The 18571-nt window shown below is 61.1% G+C and carries 18 protein-coding genes and 1 pseudogene; 10 read left to right on the top strand and 9 right to left on the bottom strand.

From position 1 onward, the window contains the following. Positions 1-40: 40 nt before the first annotated feature. The gene (locus J3P97_RS26635) at positions 41-394 is read right to left on the bottom strand and encodes a RidA family protein (RefSeq protein WP_434570931.1); all 354 of its coding nucleotides are present in this window, start codon (positions 392-394) and stop codon (positions 41-43) included. Beyond that, positions 366-1670, bottom strand: coding sequence for a D-amino acid dehydrogenase (gene dadA / locus J3P97_RS26640; protein ID WP_434673106.1), 1305 nt, complete (start codon positions 1668-1670; stop codon positions 366-368). Before dadA ends, J3P97_RS26635 begins: the two co-directional genes overlap by 29 nt. A gap of 155 nt (positions 1671-1825) precedes the next feature. On the opposite strand from dadA, the gene J3P97_RS26645 reads away from it, so the two are divergent. Continuing rightward, positions 1826-2314 carry an Lrp/AsnC ligand binding domain-containing protein gene (locus J3P97_RS26645; protein WP_003206849.1) on the top strand — a complete coding sequence of 163 codons (489 nt, stop codon included), beginning with the start codon at positions 1826-1828 and terminating at the stop codon, positions 2312-2314. A gap of 109 nt (positions 2315-2423) precedes the next feature. On the opposite strand, the gene J3P97_RS26650 is transcribed toward J3P97_RS26645, so the two are convergent. Further along, complete coding sequence (locus tag J3P97_RS26650) at positions 2424-2777, bottom strand: YkgJ family cysteine cluster protein (protein ID WP_434570927.1); 354 nt, start codon at positions 2775-2777, stop codon at positions 2424-2426. Positions 2778-2923: 146 nt separating this feature from the next. On the opposite strand from J3P97_RS26650, the gene J3P97_RS26655 reads away from it, so the two are divergent. Further along, complete coding sequence (locus J3P97_RS26655; RefSeq protein ID WP_434673107.1) at positions 2924-4237, top strand: NAD(P)/FAD-dependent oxidoreductase; 1314 nt, start codon at positions 2924-2926, stop codon at positions 4235-4237. Between the two features lie 113 nt (positions 4238-4350). Here J3P97_RS26655 and J3P97_RS26660 read toward each other — a convergent pair whose 3' ends face one another. Beyond that, positions 4351-4596 carry a DUF1127 domain-containing protein gene (locus J3P97_RS26660; RefSeq protein WP_305497928.1) on the bottom strand — a complete coding sequence of 82 codons (246 nt, stop codon included), beginning with the start codon at positions 4594-4596 and terminating at the stop codon, positions 4351-4353. A gap of 177 nt (positions 4597-4773) precedes the next feature. On the opposite strand from J3P97_RS26660, the gene J3P97_RS26665 reads away from it, so the two are divergent. Further along, a complete protein-coding gene (locus J3P97_RS26665) occupies positions 4774-6207 on the top strand; it encodes a PLP-dependent aminotransferase family protein (RefSeq protein ID WP_434627115.1) in 1434 nt (477 codons plus the stop codon). Positions 6208-6269: 62 nt separating this feature from the next. Further along, positions 6270-7835: a phospholipase D family protein gene (locus tag J3P97_RS26670; RefSeq protein WP_434570921.1), complete on the top strand. Its 1566-nt coding sequence runs from the start codon at positions 6270-6272 to the stop codon at positions 7833-7835. Positions 7836-7874: 39 nt separating this feature from the next. On the opposite strand, the gene J3P97_RS26675 is transcribed toward J3P97_RS26670, so the two are convergent. Continuing rightward, positions 7875-9017 (bottom strand): MFS transporter, encoded by a 1143-nt coding sequence (locus J3P97_RS26675; protein ID WP_434627111.1) that lies wholly within the window; start codon positions 9015-9017, stop codon positions 7875-7877. A gap of 208 nt (positions 9018-9225) precedes the next feature. Continuing rightward, positions 9226-10719 (bottom strand): aldehyde dehydrogenase, encoded by a 1494-nt coding sequence (locus tag J3P97_RS26680; RefSeq protein WP_434570917.1) that lies wholly within the window; start codon positions 10717-10719, stop codon positions 9226-9228. Positions 10720-10950: 231 nt separating this feature from the next. On the opposite strand from J3P97_RS26680, the gene J3P97_RS26685 reads away from it, so the two are divergent. Together J3P97_RS26685 and J3P97_RS26690 are read left to right on the top strand one after the other, a co-directional pair. Next, positions 10951-11313, top strand: coding sequence for a cupin domain-containing protein (locus J3P97_RS26685; RefSeq protein WP_434673108.1), 363 nt, complete (start codon positions 10951-10953; stop codon positions 11311-11313). Between the two features lie 105 nt (positions 11314-11418). Then, on the top strand, positions 11419-11727 hold the full coding sequence (locus tag J3P97_RS26690; RefSeq protein WP_434673109.1) for a hypothetical protein: 309 nt from the start codon (positions 11419-11421) through the stop codon (positions 11725-11727). 103 nt (positions 11728-11830) lie between these two features. Here J3P97_RS26690 and rpmG read toward each other — a convergent pair whose 3' ends face one another. Together rpmG and rpmB are read right to left on the bottom strand one after the other, a co-directional pair. Then, on the bottom strand, positions 11831-11986 hold the full coding sequence (gene rpmG, locus J3P97_RS26695; RefSeq protein ID WP_003177274.1) for a 50S ribosomal protein L33: 156 nt from the start codon (positions 11984-11986) through the stop codon (positions 11831-11833). Positions 11987-11997: 11 nt separating this feature from the next. Beyond that, positions 11998-12231 carry a 50S ribosomal protein L28 gene (gene rpmB / locus J3P97_RS26700; RefSeq protein ID WP_003177273.1) on the bottom strand — a complete coding sequence of 78 codons (234 nt, stop codon included), beginning with the start codon at positions 12229-12231 and terminating at the stop codon, positions 11998-12000. Between the two features lie 447 nt (positions 12232-12678). Between rpmB and J3P97_RS26705 the strand changes: the two genes are divergently transcribed. After that, positions 12679-14265 (top strand): ABC transporter substrate-binding protein, encoded by a 1587-nt coding sequence (locus J3P97_RS26705; RefSeq protein WP_434673110.1) that lies wholly within the window; start codon positions 12679-12681, stop codon positions 14263-14265. A 138-nt stretch (positions 14266-14403) separates the two neighbouring features. On the opposite strand, the gene radC is transcribed toward J3P97_RS26705, so the two are convergent. Beyond that, positions 14404-15078: a RadC family protein gene (radC, locus tag J3P97_RS26710; protein WP_434673111.1), complete on the bottom strand. Its 675-nt coding sequence runs from the start codon at positions 15076-15078 to the stop codon at positions 14404-14406. Between the two features lie 144 nt (positions 15079-15222). On the opposite strand from radC, the gene coaBC reads away from it, so the two are divergent. The 3 genes and pseudogenes from coaBC to J3P97_RS26725 form a co-directional block, all read left to right on the top strand. Next, positions 15223-16431 carry a bifunctional phosphopantothenoylcysteine decarboxylase/phosphopantothenate--cysteine ligase CoaBC gene (gene coaBC, locus J3P97_RS26715; RefSeq protein WP_305497916.1) on the top strand — a complete coding sequence of 403 codons (1209 nt, stop codon included), beginning with the start codon at positions 15223-15225 and terminating at the stop codon, positions 16429-16431. Positions 16432-16436: 5 nt separating this feature from the next. Next, positions 16437-16892 carry a dUTP diphosphatase gene (gene dut, locus J3P97_RS26720; RefSeq protein WP_053126549.1) on the top strand — a complete coding sequence of 152 codons (456 nt, stop codon included), beginning with the start codon at positions 16437-16439 and terminating at the stop codon, positions 16890-16892. Positions 16893-17143: 251 nt separating this feature from the next. Then, positions 17144-18547 (top strand): annotated as a pseudogene (locus tag J3P97_RS26725) (phosphomannomutase/phosphoglucomutase); the annotation flags it as partial. Between the last annotated feature and the right edge of the window lie 24 nt (positions 18548-18571).

The raw sequence follows: 18571 nt of genomic DNA on the forward strand, positions 1-18571 counted from the left end.
GCCATCAACAGCGCCGGGAGAGGGAGCTTTTTGACAGTTGTCAGGGCAGCGCGGCCACCACGGACAGCTCGACCAGGATCTGCGGTTCGCACAACTTGGCCTCGACAGTCGCGCGGGCCGGGGCGACACCCTTGGGCAGCCATTTGTCCCACACCGCATTCATGCCTTGAAAATGGGCGTCGATGTCCTTCAGGTAGATCGTCACCGACAGCAGGCGGCTCTTGTCGGTCCCGGCCAGGTCCAGCAGACGCTCGATATTGGCCAAGGTCTCGCGGGTCTGCTGCTCGATGCCGGCGCTCATGTCGTCGCCGACCTGTCCGGCCAGATAAATGGTGCCGTTGTGCACAACGACCTGACTCATGCGGTCATTGGTGAGCTGGCGCTGGATTGCCATGTTTAGCGGACTCCTGAGGTTTGCTGCCATAACGGGAAATATCGAGGCCTTCGGCGCTGATCTGCGGCTTTTTCTTCGCCATCAGGTCCGCCAGAAGGCGACCGGAACCACAGGCCATGGTCCACCCGAGGGTGCCGTGGCCGGTATTGAGGAACAGATTCTTGAACGGCGTGGCGCCAACGATCGGCGTGCCGTCCGGGGTGGTCGGCCGCAGGCCGGTCCAGAAACTGGCCTGGGCCAGGTCGCCGCCCTGAGGATAAAGGTCGTTGAGGATCATCTCCAGGGTTTCACGCCGACGCGGGTTGAGCGAGAGGTCAAAACCGGCGATTTCCGCCATGCCGCCGACGCGAATCCGGTTGTCGAACCGGGTGATCGCGACCTTGTAGGTTTCGTCGAGGATGGTCGAGGTCGGCGCCATCGCCGCATTGGTGATCGGCACAGTCAGGGAATAGCCCTTGAGTGGATACACCGGCGCGCGGATACCCAGCGGCTTGAGCAATTGCGGTGAATAGCTGCCCAAGGCCAGGACATAACGGTCGGCGGTTTCCAGCTTGCCATCGATCCAGACGCCATTGATGCGATCCCCGGCAAAATCCAGGCGCTCGATGTTCTGGTCGAAGCGAAATTGTACGCCGAGCTTCACGGCCATTTCCGCGAGGCGCGTGGTAAACATCTGGCAATCGCCGGTCTGGTCATTGGGCAGGCGCAGCGCACCGGCCAGGATATCGGTGGCATTGGCCAGGGCCGGTTCGACCCGGGCGATGCCTTCGCGATCGAGCACTTCAAACGGCACGCCCGACTCCTTGAGCACGGCAATGTCCTTGGCCGCGCCATCGAGCTGGGCCTGGGTGCGGAACAATTGGGTAGTCCCCAGGCTGCGACCTTCGTAGGCAATGCCGGTTTCGGCGCGCAATTCGTCGAGGCAGTCACGGCTGTACTCGGACAGGCGGACCATGCGCTCCTTGTTGATCGCATAGCGGCTGGCGGTGCAGTTGCGCAGCATCTGCGCCATCCACAGGTACTGGTCGATGTCGGCGGTGGCCTTGATTGCCAGCGGCGCGTGACGCTGCAGCAGCCACTTGATGGCCTTGAGTGGCACGCCCGGCGCAGCCCACGGCGAGGCGTAGCCCGGCGATACCTGGCCAGCGTTGGCGAAGCTGGTTTCCATGGCTGGTGCCGGCTGACGGTCGACCACCACCACTTCAAACCCGGCACGTGCCAGATAGTAAGCACTGACGGTACCGATGACGCCGCTACCCAAGACCAGAACGCGCATGTTGAAACCCTCATCGCGGATAACCGCTGACGTTTGTTATACAAAGCTTAGATGCGCGCAGTGTAAAAAAGATCAGCCAGTGCTTTTCACTATATAAATGCCTATATTTGGCGAGAATTCTCGGCAAAAACCCTTTTCACGGAGGCGCATCACCTGTGCGTACCAATACCCAGACCAAACGCGAGCTGGACAAGATCGACCGCAACATCCTGCGCATCCTCCAGGCCGACGGGCGAATTTCTTTCACCGAGCTGGGGGAAAAGGTCGGGCTTTCCACCACGCCTTGCACCGAGCGGGTGCGACGGCTGGAGCGCGAGGGGATCATCATGGGCTATAACGCCCGGCTCAATCCGCAGCACTTGAAGGGCAGCCTGCTGGTGTTCGTCGAAATCAGCCTCGACTATAAATCCGGCGACACGTTCGAAGAGTTCCGACGTGCCGTGCTGAAGTTGCCTCACGTACTGGAATGCCACCTGGTTTCGGGGGATTTCGACTATCTGGTGAAGGCGCGAATTTCCGAGATGGCCTCGTACCGCAAGCTGCTGGGCGACATCCTGCTCAAGCTGCCCCACGTTCGCGAGTCCAAGAGCTACATCGTGATGGAGGAAGTGAAGGAGAGCCTGAACCTGCCGATTCCGGATTGATGGTTGGCTTCAGGCCGCCTTCGCGAGCAGGCTCGCTCCCACGTAAGTAGGTGGCGAGCTTGTGGGAGCGAGCCTGCTCGCGAAAGCCGCGACTCGGTATCCCAGACCGCTAGACCAACACCTGCCGAGTGCTGGCCATGTATGCATGAATCTGCTTCTCGACCCGCGGATGAATTAGCTCAACCGGCCGCCGCCCATTAGGGCATGGCAAGGTCGCGGTGGTGCCGAACAACCGGCAGATCAGCGGCCTTTCATCGTAGACCGTGCAACCGTTCGGCCCCAGGTGCACGCAATCGAGCGCCTCCAGGGCCGCGTCCTGTTCGGCGCGGCTCTTGCGTGGCAAACGAGCCATTTCTTCGGGCGAGGTGGTCACCGGACCACAGCAGTCATGACAGCCCGGTACGCACTCGAACGTAGGAATCTGCTGACGTAGCGTGCGGATTTTTTGACTGTTGCAGCTCATCGAGGCCATTACCGAATCGGGACAGCTGAGGATTCTGCCTTAAAAGCCCCATGCCAGACAGTGCCAGCCGACCAGTGTTGCCGACTGAGGAAAGCCCGGCTTATGCTCCGTAAAATTTCTCAAACACAACAATCAGGATTACGCACATGAACGCCCGTGTTCAGCAACCTGTCCCGAGCCACGCGCACGCCGCCTCCTACTACGCCGCCAGCAGCCTGCCGCAGCCGGACCATCCGGTGCTGCAAGGCGAGTTGGTGGCAGATGTCTGCGTGGTGGGCGGCGGGTTCTCCGGGCTGAACACAGCCATCGAGCTGGCCGAGCGCGGCCTGAGTGTGGTGCTGCTTGAGGCGCATAAAATCGGTTGGGGCGCCAGCGGGCGGAACGGCGGCCAACTGATTCGCGGCGTGGGTCATGGTCTCGATCAGTTTGCGCCAATCGTAGGCACCGACGGCGTGCGTCAGATGAAACTGATGGGGCTCGAAGCGGTGGAAATCGTCCGCCAGCGGGTCGAGCGCTTTCAGATTCCTTGCGACCTCACCTGGGGCTACTGCGACCTCGCCTACAAACCCGCCGATCTCCAGGGTTTCGCCGAGGATGCCGAAGAACTCCGCAGCCTGGGCTACCACTACGAGACGCGACTGCTGCAAGCCGATGAAATGCACAGCGTTGTGGGCTCGGATCGCTATGTCGGCGGCCTGATCGACATGGGCTCGGGCCACCTGCATCCGCTCAACCTGGCGTTGGGAGAGGCGGCCGCAGCGCAGCAACTGGGGGTCCGGCTGTTCGAACGATCGGCGGTGATACGCATCGACTTCGGGCCACAGGTAAAAGTACACACCCAACAAGGCTCGGTCCGCGCCACGACACTGGTGCTGGGCTGCAATGCCTACCTCAACGGCCTGAACCAGGAGCTGAGCGGCAAAGTGCTGCCCGCTGGCAGCTATATCATTGCCACCGAACCGCTGAGCGAAGCGCAGGCAAACGCGCTTTTGCCACAGAACATGGCGGTCTGTGACCAGCGGGTGGCGCTGGATTACTACCGGCTTTCGGCGGATCGACGTTTGTTGTTTGGCGGGGCTTGTCACTATTCCGGCCGAGACCCGCAAGACATCGGCGCGTACATGCGGCCGAAAATGCTCAAGGTCTTCCCGCAACTGGCGGACGTGAAGATCGATTATCAATGGGGCGGGATGATCGGCATCGGCGCCAACCGCCTGCCGCAGATCGGTCGGCTCAAGGATCAGCCCAACGTGTATTACGCCCAGGCCTATTCCGGTCACGGGGTGAATGCCACGCACTTGGCCGGCAAGTTGTTGGCCGAGGCTATCAGCGGCCAGCAGGGCGGTGGGTTCGACCTGTTTGCCAAGGTACCGCACATGACATTCCCGGGCGGCAAGCATTTGCGCTCACCGCTGTTGGCGCTGGGGATGTTGTGGCACCGGTTGAAAGAATTGATCTGACCGTGGCGAGGGAGCTTGCTCCCGCTGGGTTGCGTAGCAGCCCTGAGATCCTGCGGTCGCTGCGCAACCGAGCGGGAGCAAGCTCCCTCGCCACAGGTTTGTGTGATAACGCTTCAAAGCCGCCAGAACGGCTTCAACCCTTCCGCCCGGGCCTGCTCCCGGCTCAGGCCGATATCGCGCAACTGTTCGGTTGTCAGCTCCAACAAGGCCTTGCGTGTATGCAGACGATGCCAGAACAGGCCCCAGCGGCTCAAGCCGGACGGGGCGTTGCGCAGCATGGCATCACGCAGCCCCTTTTCCTGCCCCGCCGCCAGTTCCTGACTGTGTAACGTCAGCCGTACATCGCTCAAGCCGTTCATTTTGATCGCTCCTGTTTACTTGGGTAGCCAGAGCTTTCATGATGCGCGGGCGGCCAGATTCAATACAGATTCAACCAATACCTTTTATAGCCATACAGATTGAGCGTTTCGGGCACTGAATTATAATTTTGCGGCTCATCTGTATCGGTTGGCGTTTTCATCTCATCGGGATGCACCATGACTCTTTACGTGAACCTCGCCGAATTGCTCGGCACCCGCATCGAACAGGGCTTCTACCGTCCCGGCGACCGGCTGCCGTCGGTGCGTGCCTTGAGCACCGAACACGGGGTCAGCCTGAGTACCGTGCAGCAGGCCTATCGCGTCCTGGAAGACAGCGGACTGGCGATGCCGAAGCCCAAGTCCGGCTATTTCGTCCCGGTCAGCCGCGAGTTGCCGGACCTGCCAGCGGTTGGCCGCCCGGCCCAGCGCCCGGTGGACATCTCCCAATGGGACCAGGTGCTGGAGCTGATACGCGCGGTGCCGCGCAAGGATGTCGTACAGTTGGGCCGCGGCATGCCGGATATCCATTCACCGACCATGAAACCGTTGCTGCGCAGCCTGGCGCAGATCAGCCGGCGCCAAGACATGCCCGGCCTGTACTACGACAATATCTACGGCAACCTCGAACTGCGTGAGCAGATCGCCCGGCTGTCCCTGGACTCGGGCTGCCAACTCGGCGCCAGCGACCTGATCGTCACCACCGGTTGCCACGAGGCGTTGTCGGTCAGCATCCGCGCCACCTGCGAGCAGGGCGACATCGTTGCGGTGGACTCCCCCAGCTTCCACGGTGCCATGCAGACGCTGAAGGGCCTGGGCATGAAGGCTTTGGAGATACCCACCGATCCGCTCACCGGCATCAGCCTGGAAGCGCTGGAACTGGCACTGGAGCAATGGCCGATCAAGGCCATACAGTTGACTCCCAGCTGCAACAACCCGCTGGGCTACATCATGCCGGAAGCCAACAAGCGCGCTTTGCTGACCCTGGCGCAGCGCTTCGATGTGGCGATTATCGAAGACGATGTGTATGGGGAACTGGCCTACACCTATCCGCGTCCCCGCACCATCAAGTCCTTCGACGACGATGGTCGCGTCCTGCTCTGCAGCTCTTTTTCCAAGACTCTTGCCCCTGGCCTTCGGGTCGGCTGGGTAGCGCCGGGGCGCTATCTGGAACGGGTGCTGCACATGAAATACATCAGCACTGGCTCGACCGCGCCGCAACCCCAGATAGCCATCGCGGAGTTTCTCAAAGGCGGACATTTCGAGCCGCATTTGCGGCGGATGCGCAGCCAATACCAGCGTAATCGTGACGTGATGATTGATTGGGTCAGCCGTTATTTCCCGGTAGGTACCCGCGCCAGCCGTCCCCGCGGCAGCTTCATGCTGTGGGTCGAATTGCCCGAGGGCTTCGACACATTGAAGCTCAACCGGATGCTGCACGACCAAGGCGTGCAGATCGCCGTCGGCAGTATCTTTTCGGCATCGGGCAAATATCGCAATTGCCTGCGCATGAACTACGCTGCCAAGCCAACGGCACAGATCGAGGATGCAGTGCGCAAGGTTGGTGCCGTGGCTATAGCGTTGTTGAACGAAACCCAGCGAGACACCGTCTGACCGTGTAGGCAGGGAAGCAGCACCCAACAGCCGACCCACGCTAACAATCGGAACGAGCCTACGTGAGATCCAGACCGATCCTGTACGCGCTAATGCTAGTCGCCTCGCTGTTGAGCGGCTGCGCCAGTCTTGATGTCACCCGCGAACCCTCCCAGGCGTTGCCGGCCTCCGACTCAGCGTTCGGCCGCTCGGTGGCGCAACAGGCCGCCCCGCACGAGGGCCGCTCAGGCTTTCGCCTGCTGTCCGACAGCACCGAAGCCTTCACCGCCCGGGCCGAGCTGATTCGCAACGCTCAAAGCAGCCTGGATTTGCAGTACTACATCGTTCATGACGGCATCAGCACGCGCATGCTGGTCGACGAACTGCTGAAGGCTGCGGACCGTGGGGTGCGCGTGCGGATCCTGCTTGACGACACCACCAGCGACGGCCAGGAGCAAGTCATCGCGACCCTTGCGGCGCACCCGAACATCCAGATTCGCCTGTTCAACCCGTTGCATCTTGGCCGCGCCACCGGCGTGACCCGCAGCCTGGGGCGCCTGTTCAATCTGTCGCTGCAACATCGTCGGATGCACAACAAACTCTGGCTGGCGGACAACAGCATGGCCATCGTCGGCGGCCGCAACCTCGGGGACGAATATTTCGATGCCGAACCCAACCTGAACTTCACCGACATCGACCTGCTCAGCGTCGGCCCGGTGGCCGAGCAATTGGGACACAGCTTCGACCAATACTGGAACAGCGCGCTGAGCAAACCGATCGAACAATTCCTTTCCCATCGACCGACCCCCAAGGACCTGGAGAGCAGCCGCTTGCGCCTGCAAGCTTCGCTTGAGCAGACGCACAAGGAAAACCAGACGCTCTACCAGCAACTGACCGCCTACAAGACCCAGCCGCGCCTGGACATCTGGCGCGGACAGTTGATCTGGGCCTGGAACCAGGCGCTGTGGGATGCGCCCAGCAAGGTACTGGCCAAGGATGAGCCAGACCCTCGATTGCTGCTGACGACACAACTGGGGCCGGAGCTGACCGGCGTCAGCAAGGAACTGATCATGATCTCCGCCTACTTCGTGCCCGGACAGCCAGGGCTGGTGTACTTGACCAGCCGTGCCGATGCCGGTGTCTCCGTGAGCCTCTTGACCAATTCGCTGGAAGCCACCGATGTGCCGGCGGTTCACGGCGGCTACGCGCCGTATCGCAAGGCCTTGCTGCAGCATGGCGTACGGCTGTTCGAGTTGCGCCGCCAACCCGGCGACAGCGGCGGCAGCCCGCATCTGTTCTACAGCAAGTCTTATGGCGAATCGGACTCCAGCCTGCACAGCAAGGCGATCATCTTCGATCAACAGAAGTCGTTCATTGGCTCGTTCAATTTCGATCCTCGCTCAGTGCTTTGGAACACCGAGGTCGGCGTACTGGTGGACAGCCCGGAACTCGCCGGCCAGGTTCGGGAGCTGGCTTTGCAGGGCATGGCCCCGACCCTGAGTTATCAGGCCCGCCTGGAAGATGAAAGACTGGTCTGGACCACCGAAGACAATGGCAAGCTGCACGACCTGGATCGCGAACCGGGCAGCTGGTGGCGCCGCTTCAATGCCTGGTTCGCCACGACGATCGGGTTGGAGCGGATGCTTTAGAATCTGGACACTCTGGAGCCACAGGGTATCTGGATGTGCTCAAGCGGTTTGTGTCGCGCCGAACGCCCCTTGGCGCAACAACAGAATGACCAGGCCGAACGCCCCCGCCGCCATGAACAACGGCAGCGCATGGCCGCTGACCCACTGGCTGCCCGCCCCCGCCACCAGCGGCCCGACCAGGCAACCGATCCCCCACAGCTGCGCAACATGGGCGTTGGCCCGCACCAGCGCATCATCGCGGTAGCGCTCGCCGATCAGGATCAGCGACAAGGTAAACAGCCCACCCGCGCTGGCGCCAAACAGCACCCACAGCGGCCAGATCAACAAGGTATCGATCAGCAGCGGCACCGCGAGGCTGGACAACATCAGTGCCACCGCGCAGCCGGTGAACAGCGACCGGCGCGACAGGCGATCGGCCAGGGCGCCAATAGGCAGCTGCAACAGGGCGTCGCCGACCACCACCGTGCTGACCATCGCCAGCGCAATATCGGCACTGAAGCCCTGGCGCAGGCAATAGACCGGGAGCAGCGTCAGGATCATCGCCTCGAATGCGGCGAACAACGACACCGCCCAGCCGATTGCCGGCAGGCCTCGGCAAAATTCCCACAAATCGCCGAAGGTAACGCTGCCCGCCTCACTGGCAGGCGCACCGCTGCGGCCAAGCAACAACAACGGGGCGATTAATAGCAGCCCGACACCCACCCAGAACCCGTAGTCATGATCGGTCCCCAGCGCACCGAGCAGCAGCGGGCCGGACAATTGGCTCAAGGCATAGCTGGCCCCGTACAGCGCCACCAGCCGCCCGCGCCATTGCTCGATGACCAGCTGGTTGATCCAGCTCTCGCCGAGAATGAACACCAATGTCAGGACGACTCCGATCAACAGCCGCAAGAGCAGCCAGACCGGATAGCTGGGCAACAACGCCAACAACCCGATGGACACAGCCCCGCCCCACAGGCACAGGCGCATCAGCGCCGCCGTACCGAAATGCGCCGCCAGCCGGCTCGAAACCTTGGCCCCGACCAGTACGCCAACGGCTGGCATCGCCGCCATGACGCCAATGGCAAACGAGCCATAACCCCAGCCCTCCAGGCGCAGCGACACAAGGGGCATGCTTACGCCGAGGGCAAGGCCGACGCTCAGGACAGAGGCCAACACGGCGAAATAGGTCGCCCAACGCATTTCCACGCTCCTGTGAAGGGTTATCGGTTTGAGCCATCACCCAAAAACATTGTGGGAGCGAGCTTGCTCGCGATGACGGCGCAACATTCAACAAATTCGTCGACTGTCATACCGCTAATCGCGAGCAAGCTCGCTCCCACAGGAGTTGTGTGTCGACTGCCAGCCTCAGTCTCATGTAGGAGCAGACTGCTCGCTCCCACAGGAAGGATCAGAGCTTGATCCAGGTCGCCTTCAGTTCGGTGTACTTGTCGAACGCATGCAGCGACTTGTCACGGCCGTTGCCCGACTGCTTGAAGCCACCGAACGGTGCGGTCATGTCGCCACCGTCATATTGGTTGACCCATACGCTGCCGGCGCGCAAGGCCTTGGCGGTCAGGTGAGCCTTGGAGATGTCCTTGGTCCACACTGCCGCAGCCAAGCCGTACGGGGTGTCGTTGGCGATCTGGACAGCCTCTTCGGCACTGTCGAAGGCGATGACCGACAACACCGGCCCGAAGATTTCTTCCTGGGCGATTTTCATCGCGTTGCTCACGCCATCGAAAATCGTCGGTTCGACGTAGGTGCCGCCGGTTTCCTGGAGAATCCGCTTGCCACCCGCGACCAGCTTGGCGCCGTCGCTGTGACCGGCTTCGATGTAGGACAGCACGGTATTCATCTGCTGGGTATCGACCAGGGCACCGACATTGGTCGCTGGATCCAGTGGATTGCCAGGTTTCCAACCCTTGAGAGCCTCGATCACCAGCGGCAGGAACGTGTCCTTGATCGAACGCTCCACCAGCAGGCGCGAGCCCGCCGTGCAGACTTCGCCCTGGTTGAAGGCGATGGCACTGGCGGCAGCTTCGGCGGCGGCCTGCAGGTCCGGAGCATCGGCAAATACGATGTTCGGGCTCTTGCCACCCGCCTCCAGCCAGACGCGCTTCATGTTCGACTCGCCGGAATAGATCATCAGTTGCTTGGCGATCTTGGTGGAACCGGTGAACACCAGCGTATCGACATCCATGTGCAAGGCCAGGGCCTTGCCGACCGTGTGGCCATAGCCTGGCAGCACGTTCAGCACGCCTTTGGGGATGCCGGCCTCGATGGCCAGCGCGGCGATACGAATGGCGGTCAGCGGGGATTTTTCCGATGGCTTGAGCACTACCGAGTTGCCGGTGGACAACGCCGGGCCGAGCTTCCAGCAGGCCATCATCAACGGGAAGTTCCACGGAACGATGGCACCGACCACGCCGACCGGTTCCCGGGTGACCAGGCCCAGCTGGTCATGCGGGGTGGCGGCCACTTCATCGTAGAGCTTGTCGATGGCCTCACCGCTCCAGCTCAGCGCCTGCGCCGCGCCTGGAACGTCAATATTCAGGGAGTCGCTGATCGGCTTGCCCATGTCCAGGGTTTCCAGCAAGGCCAGCTCTTCGGCGTGCTGCTTGAGCAGGCCGGCAAAACGAATCATGGTGGCTTTGCGCTTGCTCGGCGCCAGGCGCGACCAGGCGCCAGAGTTGAATGTCGCGCGGGCGTTTTCGACGGCGCGCTGGGCGTCGGCCACGTCGCAACTGGCGATCTTGCCCAACAGGCGGCCGTCGACCGGGCTGAGGCAATCGAAGGTCTCGCCGGACACTGCATCGGTGTATTCGCCATTGATGAAGGCGCGGCCTTCGATCTTCAGGTCGCGGGCGCGCTGTTCCCAGTCGGCACGAGTCAGGGTGGTCATGCGAGTGTCCTCCTCTTGTTTGGGTACGAACGCCACGCTATGCGTAGCGTTCAAGAATTCTGCCTTGCCGATGTGTATTCGGCACAAGGCACCCGCCACCCTAAACCAGCGACCGGGGATGTTTCAATATATTTGACAGAAAACCCGCAAACGGCCTTGCGATGTTCGTTTTAATAAACATAGACTTTTGCTCTCCCAGCCATCCGCGCCGCAAGCACCGAGGGTAACCGCATGAGCATCCAGGACATCGTCGATTTCAGCCAGGCCAATACCACCGCCGACCGCTATCGACCGGACCCGGTCAAGGTACTTAAAGGTGATCCCGAGCAAGCGGTGTTCAATCATTACAGCAGTCCTTGCGGACAGATGAATGCGGGGGTGTGGGAAGGCGCGGTGGGCCAGTGGACGGTCAACTATACGGAGCACGAATACTGCGAAATCGTCCAGGGCGTTTCGGTGCTGCGGGACAGTGATGGCAATGCCAAGACGCTTCGGGCGGGCGATCGCTTTGTAATTCCGGCGGGGTTCAAGGGAACCTGGGAAGTACTGGAACCGTGCCGCAAGATTTATGTAGTGTTCGAGAAACGAGAGTGAATCAAACACTTACACAGTGCGATATACATAACCACCGCCCTCCTGTAATTATCTCTGGGCGCTTCAATGAGGAGGCGCTGATTATTAATTATGCCAGGAGGCAACATGTCCAAAAAAACTTCTTCACCGCGGATCGCAGCGCTGGCTGCCCTGCTGACACTGAGCATCGGAGCGCTTGAAGCAGCTGCCAACGAGCTCCGCCCTTCAGGTGTATGCACGGCTAACTTTGCTTTCAACTCCCTGCTGCCGATGAAAGTAGACGCGCAATTTCTGCAAGACATGCAAGCCTATTCGGGAGCAAAGATCATTCGCCATATACGCGCAGGCGAAGCCTACACCATGGACTACCGAGATGACCGGCTCTATGTTTTCAGCGACAAGGAAAACTTTTATACCGGTCATAAGTGTGGCTGATTAACGATCAGATAAAGTTGTAAACGATCAGGACTTTCAGCCCTTAAAGAAAAAGGCCCGTATCTTGCGATACGGGCCTTTTTCTTTAAGGAGGGAAAATCAATTACTTGATTTTGCCTTCCTTGTAGATCACGTGCTTGCGAACAACCGGATCATATTTCTTGATCTCGATTTTGTCCGGGGTAGTACGCTTGTTCTTGTCGGTAGTGTAGAAGTGACCAGTACCGGCGCTCGAGATCAAACGAATCAATTCACGCATGATTAGCTCCCTTAAACCTTGCCATCGCGACGAAGTTCGGCCAGCACGACACTGATGCCACGCTTGTCGATGATGCGCATGCCTTTGGCAGATACGCGCAGACGCACAAAACGTTTCTCTTCTTCAACCCAGAAGCGGTGATGCTGCAGGTTCGGCAGGAAACGACGACGGGTTTTGTTGTTTGCGTGGGAAATGTTATTCCCAGTCACCGGACCCTTACCGGTAACTTGACAGACTCTCGACATGCCTCAGCCCTCTAAAACCACATGCCCAACCCGGCATGGGTTGGCCGCTTAATCTCTCAGTCATTTGGCGCCAGGCGCCGCGTTTCTTTAAGGGTCTTACCGGCTACACCTACAGTGAAGGAACCGGGCCCCTAGAAAAGAGCGCTGCTTTATACCAGAAAGACCCAGGCACAACAACAGCCGGTGTGATTTGTCTTTACTGGAAACCCTCGACCAACAGCCCCAGGCGGCTGCGGCAAGGGCCCGCGATGCCCTGACCGCTCGTCGCGGCGCGCAGGTTTTTTTCATTCATTGGCGAGCTCGCGCCCTGAGCACGTCCCGCGAAGCGCTGCAAAGAGTGCCGGAAAATGCAAAAAGGGGATAGTCATTTGCAGGCGAGCCCACTAGGGTAGACCTTTTCCAGACTGCACTCGCAGATGGGCCTCCGACCTGCACAGGAAATCAATCATGCGCCTCGCTGCCCTACCGCTGTTGTTCGCCCCTCTGCTGATCAGCCCGCTGGCCCAGGCCGCTGCCTTGAGCGTCTGCACCGAAGCCAGCCCGGAAGGGTTCGATGTCGTCCAGTACAACTCCCTGACCACTACCAATGCATCGGCCGACGTGTTGATGAACCGCCTGGTGGATTTCGATACCGCCAGCGGCAAAGTGGTCGCCAGCCTCGCCGAGACTTGGGAAGTCTCCCCTGACGGCCTGACGTATGTCTTCAAGCTTCGTCCGCGGGTCAAGTTCCACCACACCGACTACTTCACACCGCGTCGCGACCTGACGGCCGAAGACGTCAAGTTCAGCTTCGAGCGCATGCTGGATCCGGCCAACCCTTGGCACAAGGTCGCCCAGAGCGGCTTCCCCCACGCCCAATCCATGCAACTGCCGGCGCTGATCACCAAGATCGACGCGCTGGATCCGCTGACGGTGCGCTTCACCCTCGATCATGCCGATTCGACCTTCCTGGCGACGTTGAGCATGGGGTTCGCATCGATCTATTCGGCTGAATATGCCGACCAGTTGATGAAGGCCGGCAAGCCGGAGCAACTCAACAGCCAGCCCATCGGCACCGGCCCGTTCATTTTCAACCGGTTCCAGAAAGATGCCTCGATTCGCTACAAGGCCAACGGGGACTATTTCGGCGGCAAGCCCCAGGTGGATCCGCTGATCTTTGCCATCACGCCGGACGCCAACGTGCGCCTGCAGAAGTTGCGCCGCAACGAATGCCAGGTCGCCCTGTCGCCCAAGCCGCTGGACGTGCAGGCCGCGCGGCAGGAGCCGACATTGAAGGTGGCCCAGACTGAAGCATTCATGACCGCTTTCTTGGCGATCAACAGTCAGCATCCGCCGCTGGACAAGCCTGAAGTCCGTCAGGCCATCAACCTGGCTTTTGACAAGGCCAGCTACCTCAAGACCGTTTTTGAAGGCACGGCCGAAGCGGCCAACGGCCCTTATCCGCCCAACACCTGGGGCTACGCGAAAAACCTGCCCGGTTATGCCCATGACCCGGCCAAGGCCCGTGAACTGCTGGCCAAGGCCGGTTTGAAGGAAGGCTTCAAGACTACTATCTGGACTCGCCCCTCCGGCAGCCTACTCAATCCCAATCCGAGCCTCGGCGCGCAGCTGCTGCAATCGGACCTGGCGGAAATCGGCATCCAGGCGGAAATCCGCGTGATCGAATGGGGCGAACTGATCCGCCGCGCCAAGGCCGGCGAGCACGATCTGCTGTTCATGGGCTGGGCCGGCGACAACGGTGACCCGGACAACTTCCTCACACCGCAGTTTTCCTGCGCGGCGGTCAAGTCCGGGACCAATTTCGCTCGTTACTGCAACCCGGACCTGGACAAACTGATCAGCGCCGGCAAGACCACCAGCGAACAGGGCGTGCGCACCAAGCTCTACGAACAGGCCCAGGCGCAGATCCAGCAGCAGGCCCTCTGGCTGCCACTGGCGCACCCGACGGCATTCGCGCTGACCCGCAAGGATGTGCAGGGTTATACGGTGAGCCCGTTTGGGCGGCAGGATTACTCCAAGGTCAGCCTCAAGTAACCCGGCCTAGCCCCAGTCGCCCTTGTGGGAGCGAGCCTGCTCGCGAAATCGGTTTGTCAGCCAACTTTTGAGTCAACTGATACACCGCGTTCGCGAGCAGGCTCGCTCCCACAAAGGCTCCATATTGTCAGGCCCTGCCTACATCCACCCACACTCCGCCATCGACAACGGCTCCCCATCGCCGACGATAAAATGGTCGAGCACCCGCACATCGATCAGCTCCAGCGCGTCCTGGAGCCGCTCGGTGAGCATTCGGTCGGCCTGGCTGGGCTCGGTGCTGCCGGAGGGGTGGTTGTGGCACAGGATCACGGCAGCGGCGTTGTGGGCCAGGGCGCGCTTGACCACTTGCCGGGGGTGGACACTGGTGCAGGCGATGGAGCCACGAAAAAGCGCTTCGAACGCCAGCACCTGATGCCGAGAATTGAGAAAAAGGCAACCAAAAACCTCATGAGGTTCGTGGCGCAGCATTGACTTGAGATAGTCACGAACGGCCTGCGGGTCTTCCAGCATCGACTTCTGTCGAGTCCGCGCCGCCAGATGTCGCCGGCCCATTTCGAGCACCGCGCGCAATTGAGCGAATTTCGCCGGCCCCAGTCCCATGTGGCTGCTGAACGTGAGCTGATCAGCCTCAAGCAACGCCCGCAGGCAGCCAAATTGGGACAGCAGATGTCGAGCCAGATCCACCGCGCTTTTACCCGACACACCCGTGCGTAAAAATATCGCCAGCAGCTCGGCGTCTGAAAGACTCTCCGCCCCCGACACCAACAATCTCTCCCGTGGCCGCTCGGCCACCGGCCAGTCCCGAATACTCATGGCATCTCCCTGATAATGGGCGCCGCTGTTCCGTAGCGGACGCTGTGATATCTTAGCCCATCTTTTTTGCAGGCGATTTGCACCCAGGCAGGCTGCTGCCGAGGGTTCGCCCTGCACTGACCATTAAAATCGAAAGGCAGGCCTATGCAGCGGCTGTATCGGAAACGCATCGTTCTGGGCGTCGGCGGCGGCATTGCCGCCTATAAGAGCGCCGAGCTGGTTCGCAGGCTTATCGACCAGGGCGCCGAAGTACGGGTCGTCATGACCCGCGGCGGCAGTGAGTTCATCACCCCGCTGACCATGCAGGCCTTGTCCGGACACCCGGTCCACCTGGATCTGCTCGACCCGGCGGCCGAGGCCGCCATGGGTCATATCGAGCTGGCCAAATGGGCTGACCTGGTGCTGATCGCCCCGGCCACGGCCGACTTGATCGCCCGCCTGGCCCAGGGCATCGCCAACGACCTGCTGACCACCCTCGTGCTCGCTACCGACGCCGTAGTCGCCGTGGCGCCGGCCATGAACCAGGCCATGTGGCGCGACCCCGCCACCCAGGCCAACCTGCAACTGCTCGAAAGCCGCGATCTGAAAGTCTTTGGTCCAGCCTCTGGCAGCCAGGCCTGCGGCGATGTCGGCATGGGCCGCATGCTCGAAGCCAACGACCTGGTTCAGTGCGCCGCCGACTGCTTCCAGCGCCAGGCGCTGACTGGCAAGCATGTGCTGATTACCGCCGGCCCGACCCAGGAAAACATCGACCCGGTGCGTTACATCACCAACCACAGCTCGGGAAAAATGGGCTTCGCCCTGGCCGAAGCCGCCGTCGAAGCGGGCGCGCGGGTGACGCTGATCACCGGGCCGGTGCACCTGCCGACCCCGGATCGAGTGACCCGCATCGACGTCGTCAGCGCCCGGGACATGCTTGCGGCCTGTGAGGCCTCGATCCCGTGCGACCTGTTCATCGCCTCGGCGGCGGTGGCGGACTACCGCCCCGAAGTCGTTGCCCCGCAAAAATTGAAGAAAGACCCTACGAGCGGCGACGGCCTGCTCCTGCAAATGGTACGTAACCCGGACATCCTGGCCACCATCGCCACCCGTCCCGACCGTCCATTCAGCGTCGGTTTTGCCGCCGAAACCGAACACCTCCTCGATTACGCCGCGCGCAAGCTCAAGGACAAGAATCTGGACCTGATCGTCGCCAACGACGTCGCCAACCCGAGCATCGGCTTCAACAGCGAAGAGAACGCCTGCAGCGTGATCGACCGCCAGTTGCACGCCACGCTTTTCGCCCAGACCAGCAAGGGCAAGATTGCCCGCCAACTGATCACTTTCATCGCCGAACGGCTGAACCAGGTTTAATTTCAATGCACGCTCTACAAGCCAAGATCCTCGACCCTCGCATCGGCAGTGAATTCCCGCTGCCGCAGTACGCCACGCCGGGCTCAGCCGGCCTCGATCTGCGGGCGATGCTCAAGCAGGACACGATCCTGGAACCGGGCCAGACCCTGTTGATTCCCACGGGCCTGTCGGTCTACATCGGCGATCCGGGCCTGGCCGCGCTGATTCTGCCGCGCTCGGGCCTGGGCCATAAGCACGGCATCGTGCTGGGCAACCTGGTGGGCCTGATCGACTCCGATTACCAGGGCGAACTGATGGTGTCCTGCTGGAATCGCGGCCAGACCGCTTTCAACATCGCCGTGGGCGAACGCATTGCCCAGCTGGTGCTGGTGCCGGTGGTCCAGGCCCATTTCGAATTGGTCGAGGAATTCGACGAGAGCCAGCGCGGCGCCGGCGGTTTCGGTCACTCCGGTAGCCACTGATCCGGCTGCTCGGGCCGGGCAGCAGGCCCGGCCGCTTTATTAAGCTTCTGTTTCAGGACGAAGAATGCGTAACGGCTCAAGGCGACGTTTCCCATCCGGAATCAACGTTTTAGACCGTTCGCGCTGGGGTAACGCTGTCTCATGGCACTTTCCCACCGCGAACTCTCTGTCGAAAACGCCGTCATACCCTTCAGCTTGAGCCTGCCGACGCCCGTCGTCGGCCTGTCCAGTCACTTTCCTGATAGAGCGCCCCGCCCATGAACACCCCAGCCGCAATCGCCCCGATCTTCCCTGACAGCATCTTCCGCGCCTACGACATCCGTGGCGTCGTGCCGGAAACCCTGACGGCTGAAACCGCCTACTGGATCGGCCGTGCCATCGGCTCCCAGAGCCTGGCCCAGGGCGAACCGAACGTGAATGTTGGCCGCGACGGTCGCTTGTCCGGCCCGGAGCTGGTCGAGCAGTTGATCAAAGGCGTTGCCGATAGCGGTTGCCACGTCAGCGACGTCGGCCTGGTGCCGACCCCGGCGCTTTATTACGCCGCCAATGTCCTGGCCGGCAAATCCGGCGTGATGCTCACCGGCAGCCACAACCCGTCGAACTACAACGGCTTCAAGATCGTCATCGCCGGCGACACCCTCGCCAACGAGCAGATCCAGGCCCTGCACACCCGTCTCAAGACCAATGACCTGAGCAGCGGCCAGGGCAGCGTGACCAAGGTCGACATCCTCCCGCGCTACAACGACGAAATCGTCAAGGACGTGAAACTGGCCCGCCGCCTGAAAGTAGTAGTCGATTGCGGCAACGGCGCGGCCGGCGTCATCGCCCCGCAACTGATCGAAGCGCTGAACTGCGAAGTCATCCCGTTGTTCTGCGACGTCGACGGCAATTTCCCAAATCACCACCCGGATCCGGGCAAGCTGGAAAATCTTCAGGACCTGATCGCCAAGGTCAAGGAAACCAACGCCGACCTGGGCCTGGCCTTCGACGGCGACGGTGACCGCGTGGGTGTGGTGACCAATACCGGCAGCGTGGTGTTTCCGGACCGCCTGCTGATGCTGTTCGCCAAGGACGTGGTTGCACGCAACCCCGACGCCGAGATCATCTTCGACGTGAAGTGCACCCGTCGCCTGGTGCCGCTGATCAAGGAATATGGCGGTCGTCCGCTCATGTGGAAAACCGGCCATTCGCTGATCAAGAAAAAAATGAAACAGAGCGGCGCCCTGCTGGCCGGCGAAATGAGCGGCCATATCTTCTTCAAGGAGCGCTGGTTCGGTTTTGATGACGGCATCTACAGCGCGGCACGCCTGCTGGAGATCCTCAGCAAGGAGAAATCCACCGCCGAAGAGCTGTTCGCGACCTTCCCGAACGATATTTCTACGCCGGAAATCAATATCCATGTGACCGAAGAGAGCAAATTCAGCATCATTGATGCACTGCACGACGCCCAGTGGGGCGAAGGCGCCGAACTGACCACCATCGATGGTGTGCGGGTCGACTACCCACAAGGCTGGGGCCTGGTTCGCGCCTCCAACACCACACCGGTGCTGGTGCTGCGTTTCGAGGCCGACAACGAGGCGGAACTGCAACGCATCAAGGATGTGTTCCACGCCCAACTCAAACGTGTTGCACCTGATCTCCAACTACCGTTCTGATTTGAATCATCACCGGAGCCCTGA

Source organism: Pseudomonas sp. R1-15 (assembly GCF_051132085.1).
In the GTDB taxonomy this organism is placed as follows: domain Bacteria; phylum Pseudomonadota; class Gammaproteobacteria; order Pseudomonadales; family Pseudomonadaceae; genus Aquipseudomonas.

Bases quoted from the DNA above. Each gene is read 5' to 3' on its own strand.
- J3P97_RS26675 (WP_434627111.1), bottom strand. From the start codon at position 9,017: ATGCGTTGGGCGACCTATTTCGCCGTGTTGGCCTCTGTCCTGAGCGTC.
- coaBC (WP_305497916.1), top strand. From the start codon at position 15,223: ATGCAGCGGCTGTATCGGAAACGCATCGTTCTGGGCGTCGGCGGCGGC.
- radC (WP_434673111.1), bottom strand. From the start codon at position 15,078: ATGAGTATTCGGGACTGGCCGGTGGCCGAGCGGCCACGGGAGAGATTG.
- J3P97_RS26660 (WP_305497928.1), bottom strand. From the start codon at position 4,596: ATGAACGGCTTGAGCGATGTACGGCTGACGTTACACAGTCAGGAACTG.
- rpmB (WP_003177273.1), bottom strand. From the start codon at position 12,231: ATGTCGAGAGTCTGTCAAGTTACCGGTAAGGGTCCGGTGACTGGGAAT.
- J3P97_RS26650 (WP_434570927.1), bottom strand. From the start codon at position 2,777: ATGAGCTGCAACAGTCAAAAAATCCGCACGCTACGTCAGCAGATTCCT.
- rpmG (WP_003177274.1), bottom strand. From the start codon at position 11,986: ATGCGTGAATTGATTCGTTTGATCTCGAGCGCCGGTACTGGTCACTTC.
- dadA (WP_434673106.1), bottom strand. From the start codon at position 1,670: ATGCGCGTTCTGGTCTTGGGTAGCGGCGTCATCGGTACCGTCAGTGCT.
- J3P97_RS26635 (WP_434570931.1), bottom strand. From the start codon at position 394: ATGGCAATCCAGCGCCAGCTCACCAATGACCGCATGAGTCAGGTCGTT.
- J3P97_RS26665 (WP_434627115.1), top strand. From the start codon at position 4,774: ATGACTCTTTACGTGAACCTCGCCGAATTGCTCGGCACCCGCATCGAA.
- J3P97_RS26690 (WP_434673109.1), top strand. From the start codon at position 11,419: ATGTCCAAAAAAACTTCTTCACCGCGGATCGCAGCGCTGGCTGCCCTG.
- J3P97_RS26705 (WP_434673110.1), top strand. From the start codon at position 12,679: ATGCGCCTCGCTGCCCTACCGCTGTTGTTCGCCCCTCTGCTGATCAGC.
- J3P97_RS26685 (WP_434673108.1), top strand. From the start codon at position 10,951: ATGAGCATCCAGGACATCGTCGATTTCAGCCAGGCCAATACCACCGCC.
- J3P97_RS26655 (WP_434673107.1), top strand. From the start codon at position 2,924: ATGAACGCCCGTGTTCAGCAACCTGTCCCGAGCCACGCGCACGCCGCC.
- J3P97_RS26680 (WP_434570917.1), bottom strand. From the start codon at position 10,719: ATGACCACCCTGACTCGTGCCGACTGGGAACAGCGCGCCCGCGACCTG.
- dut (WP_053126549.1), top strand. From the start codon at position 16,437: ATGCACGCTCTACAAGCCAAGATCCTCGACCCTCGCATCGGCAGTGAA.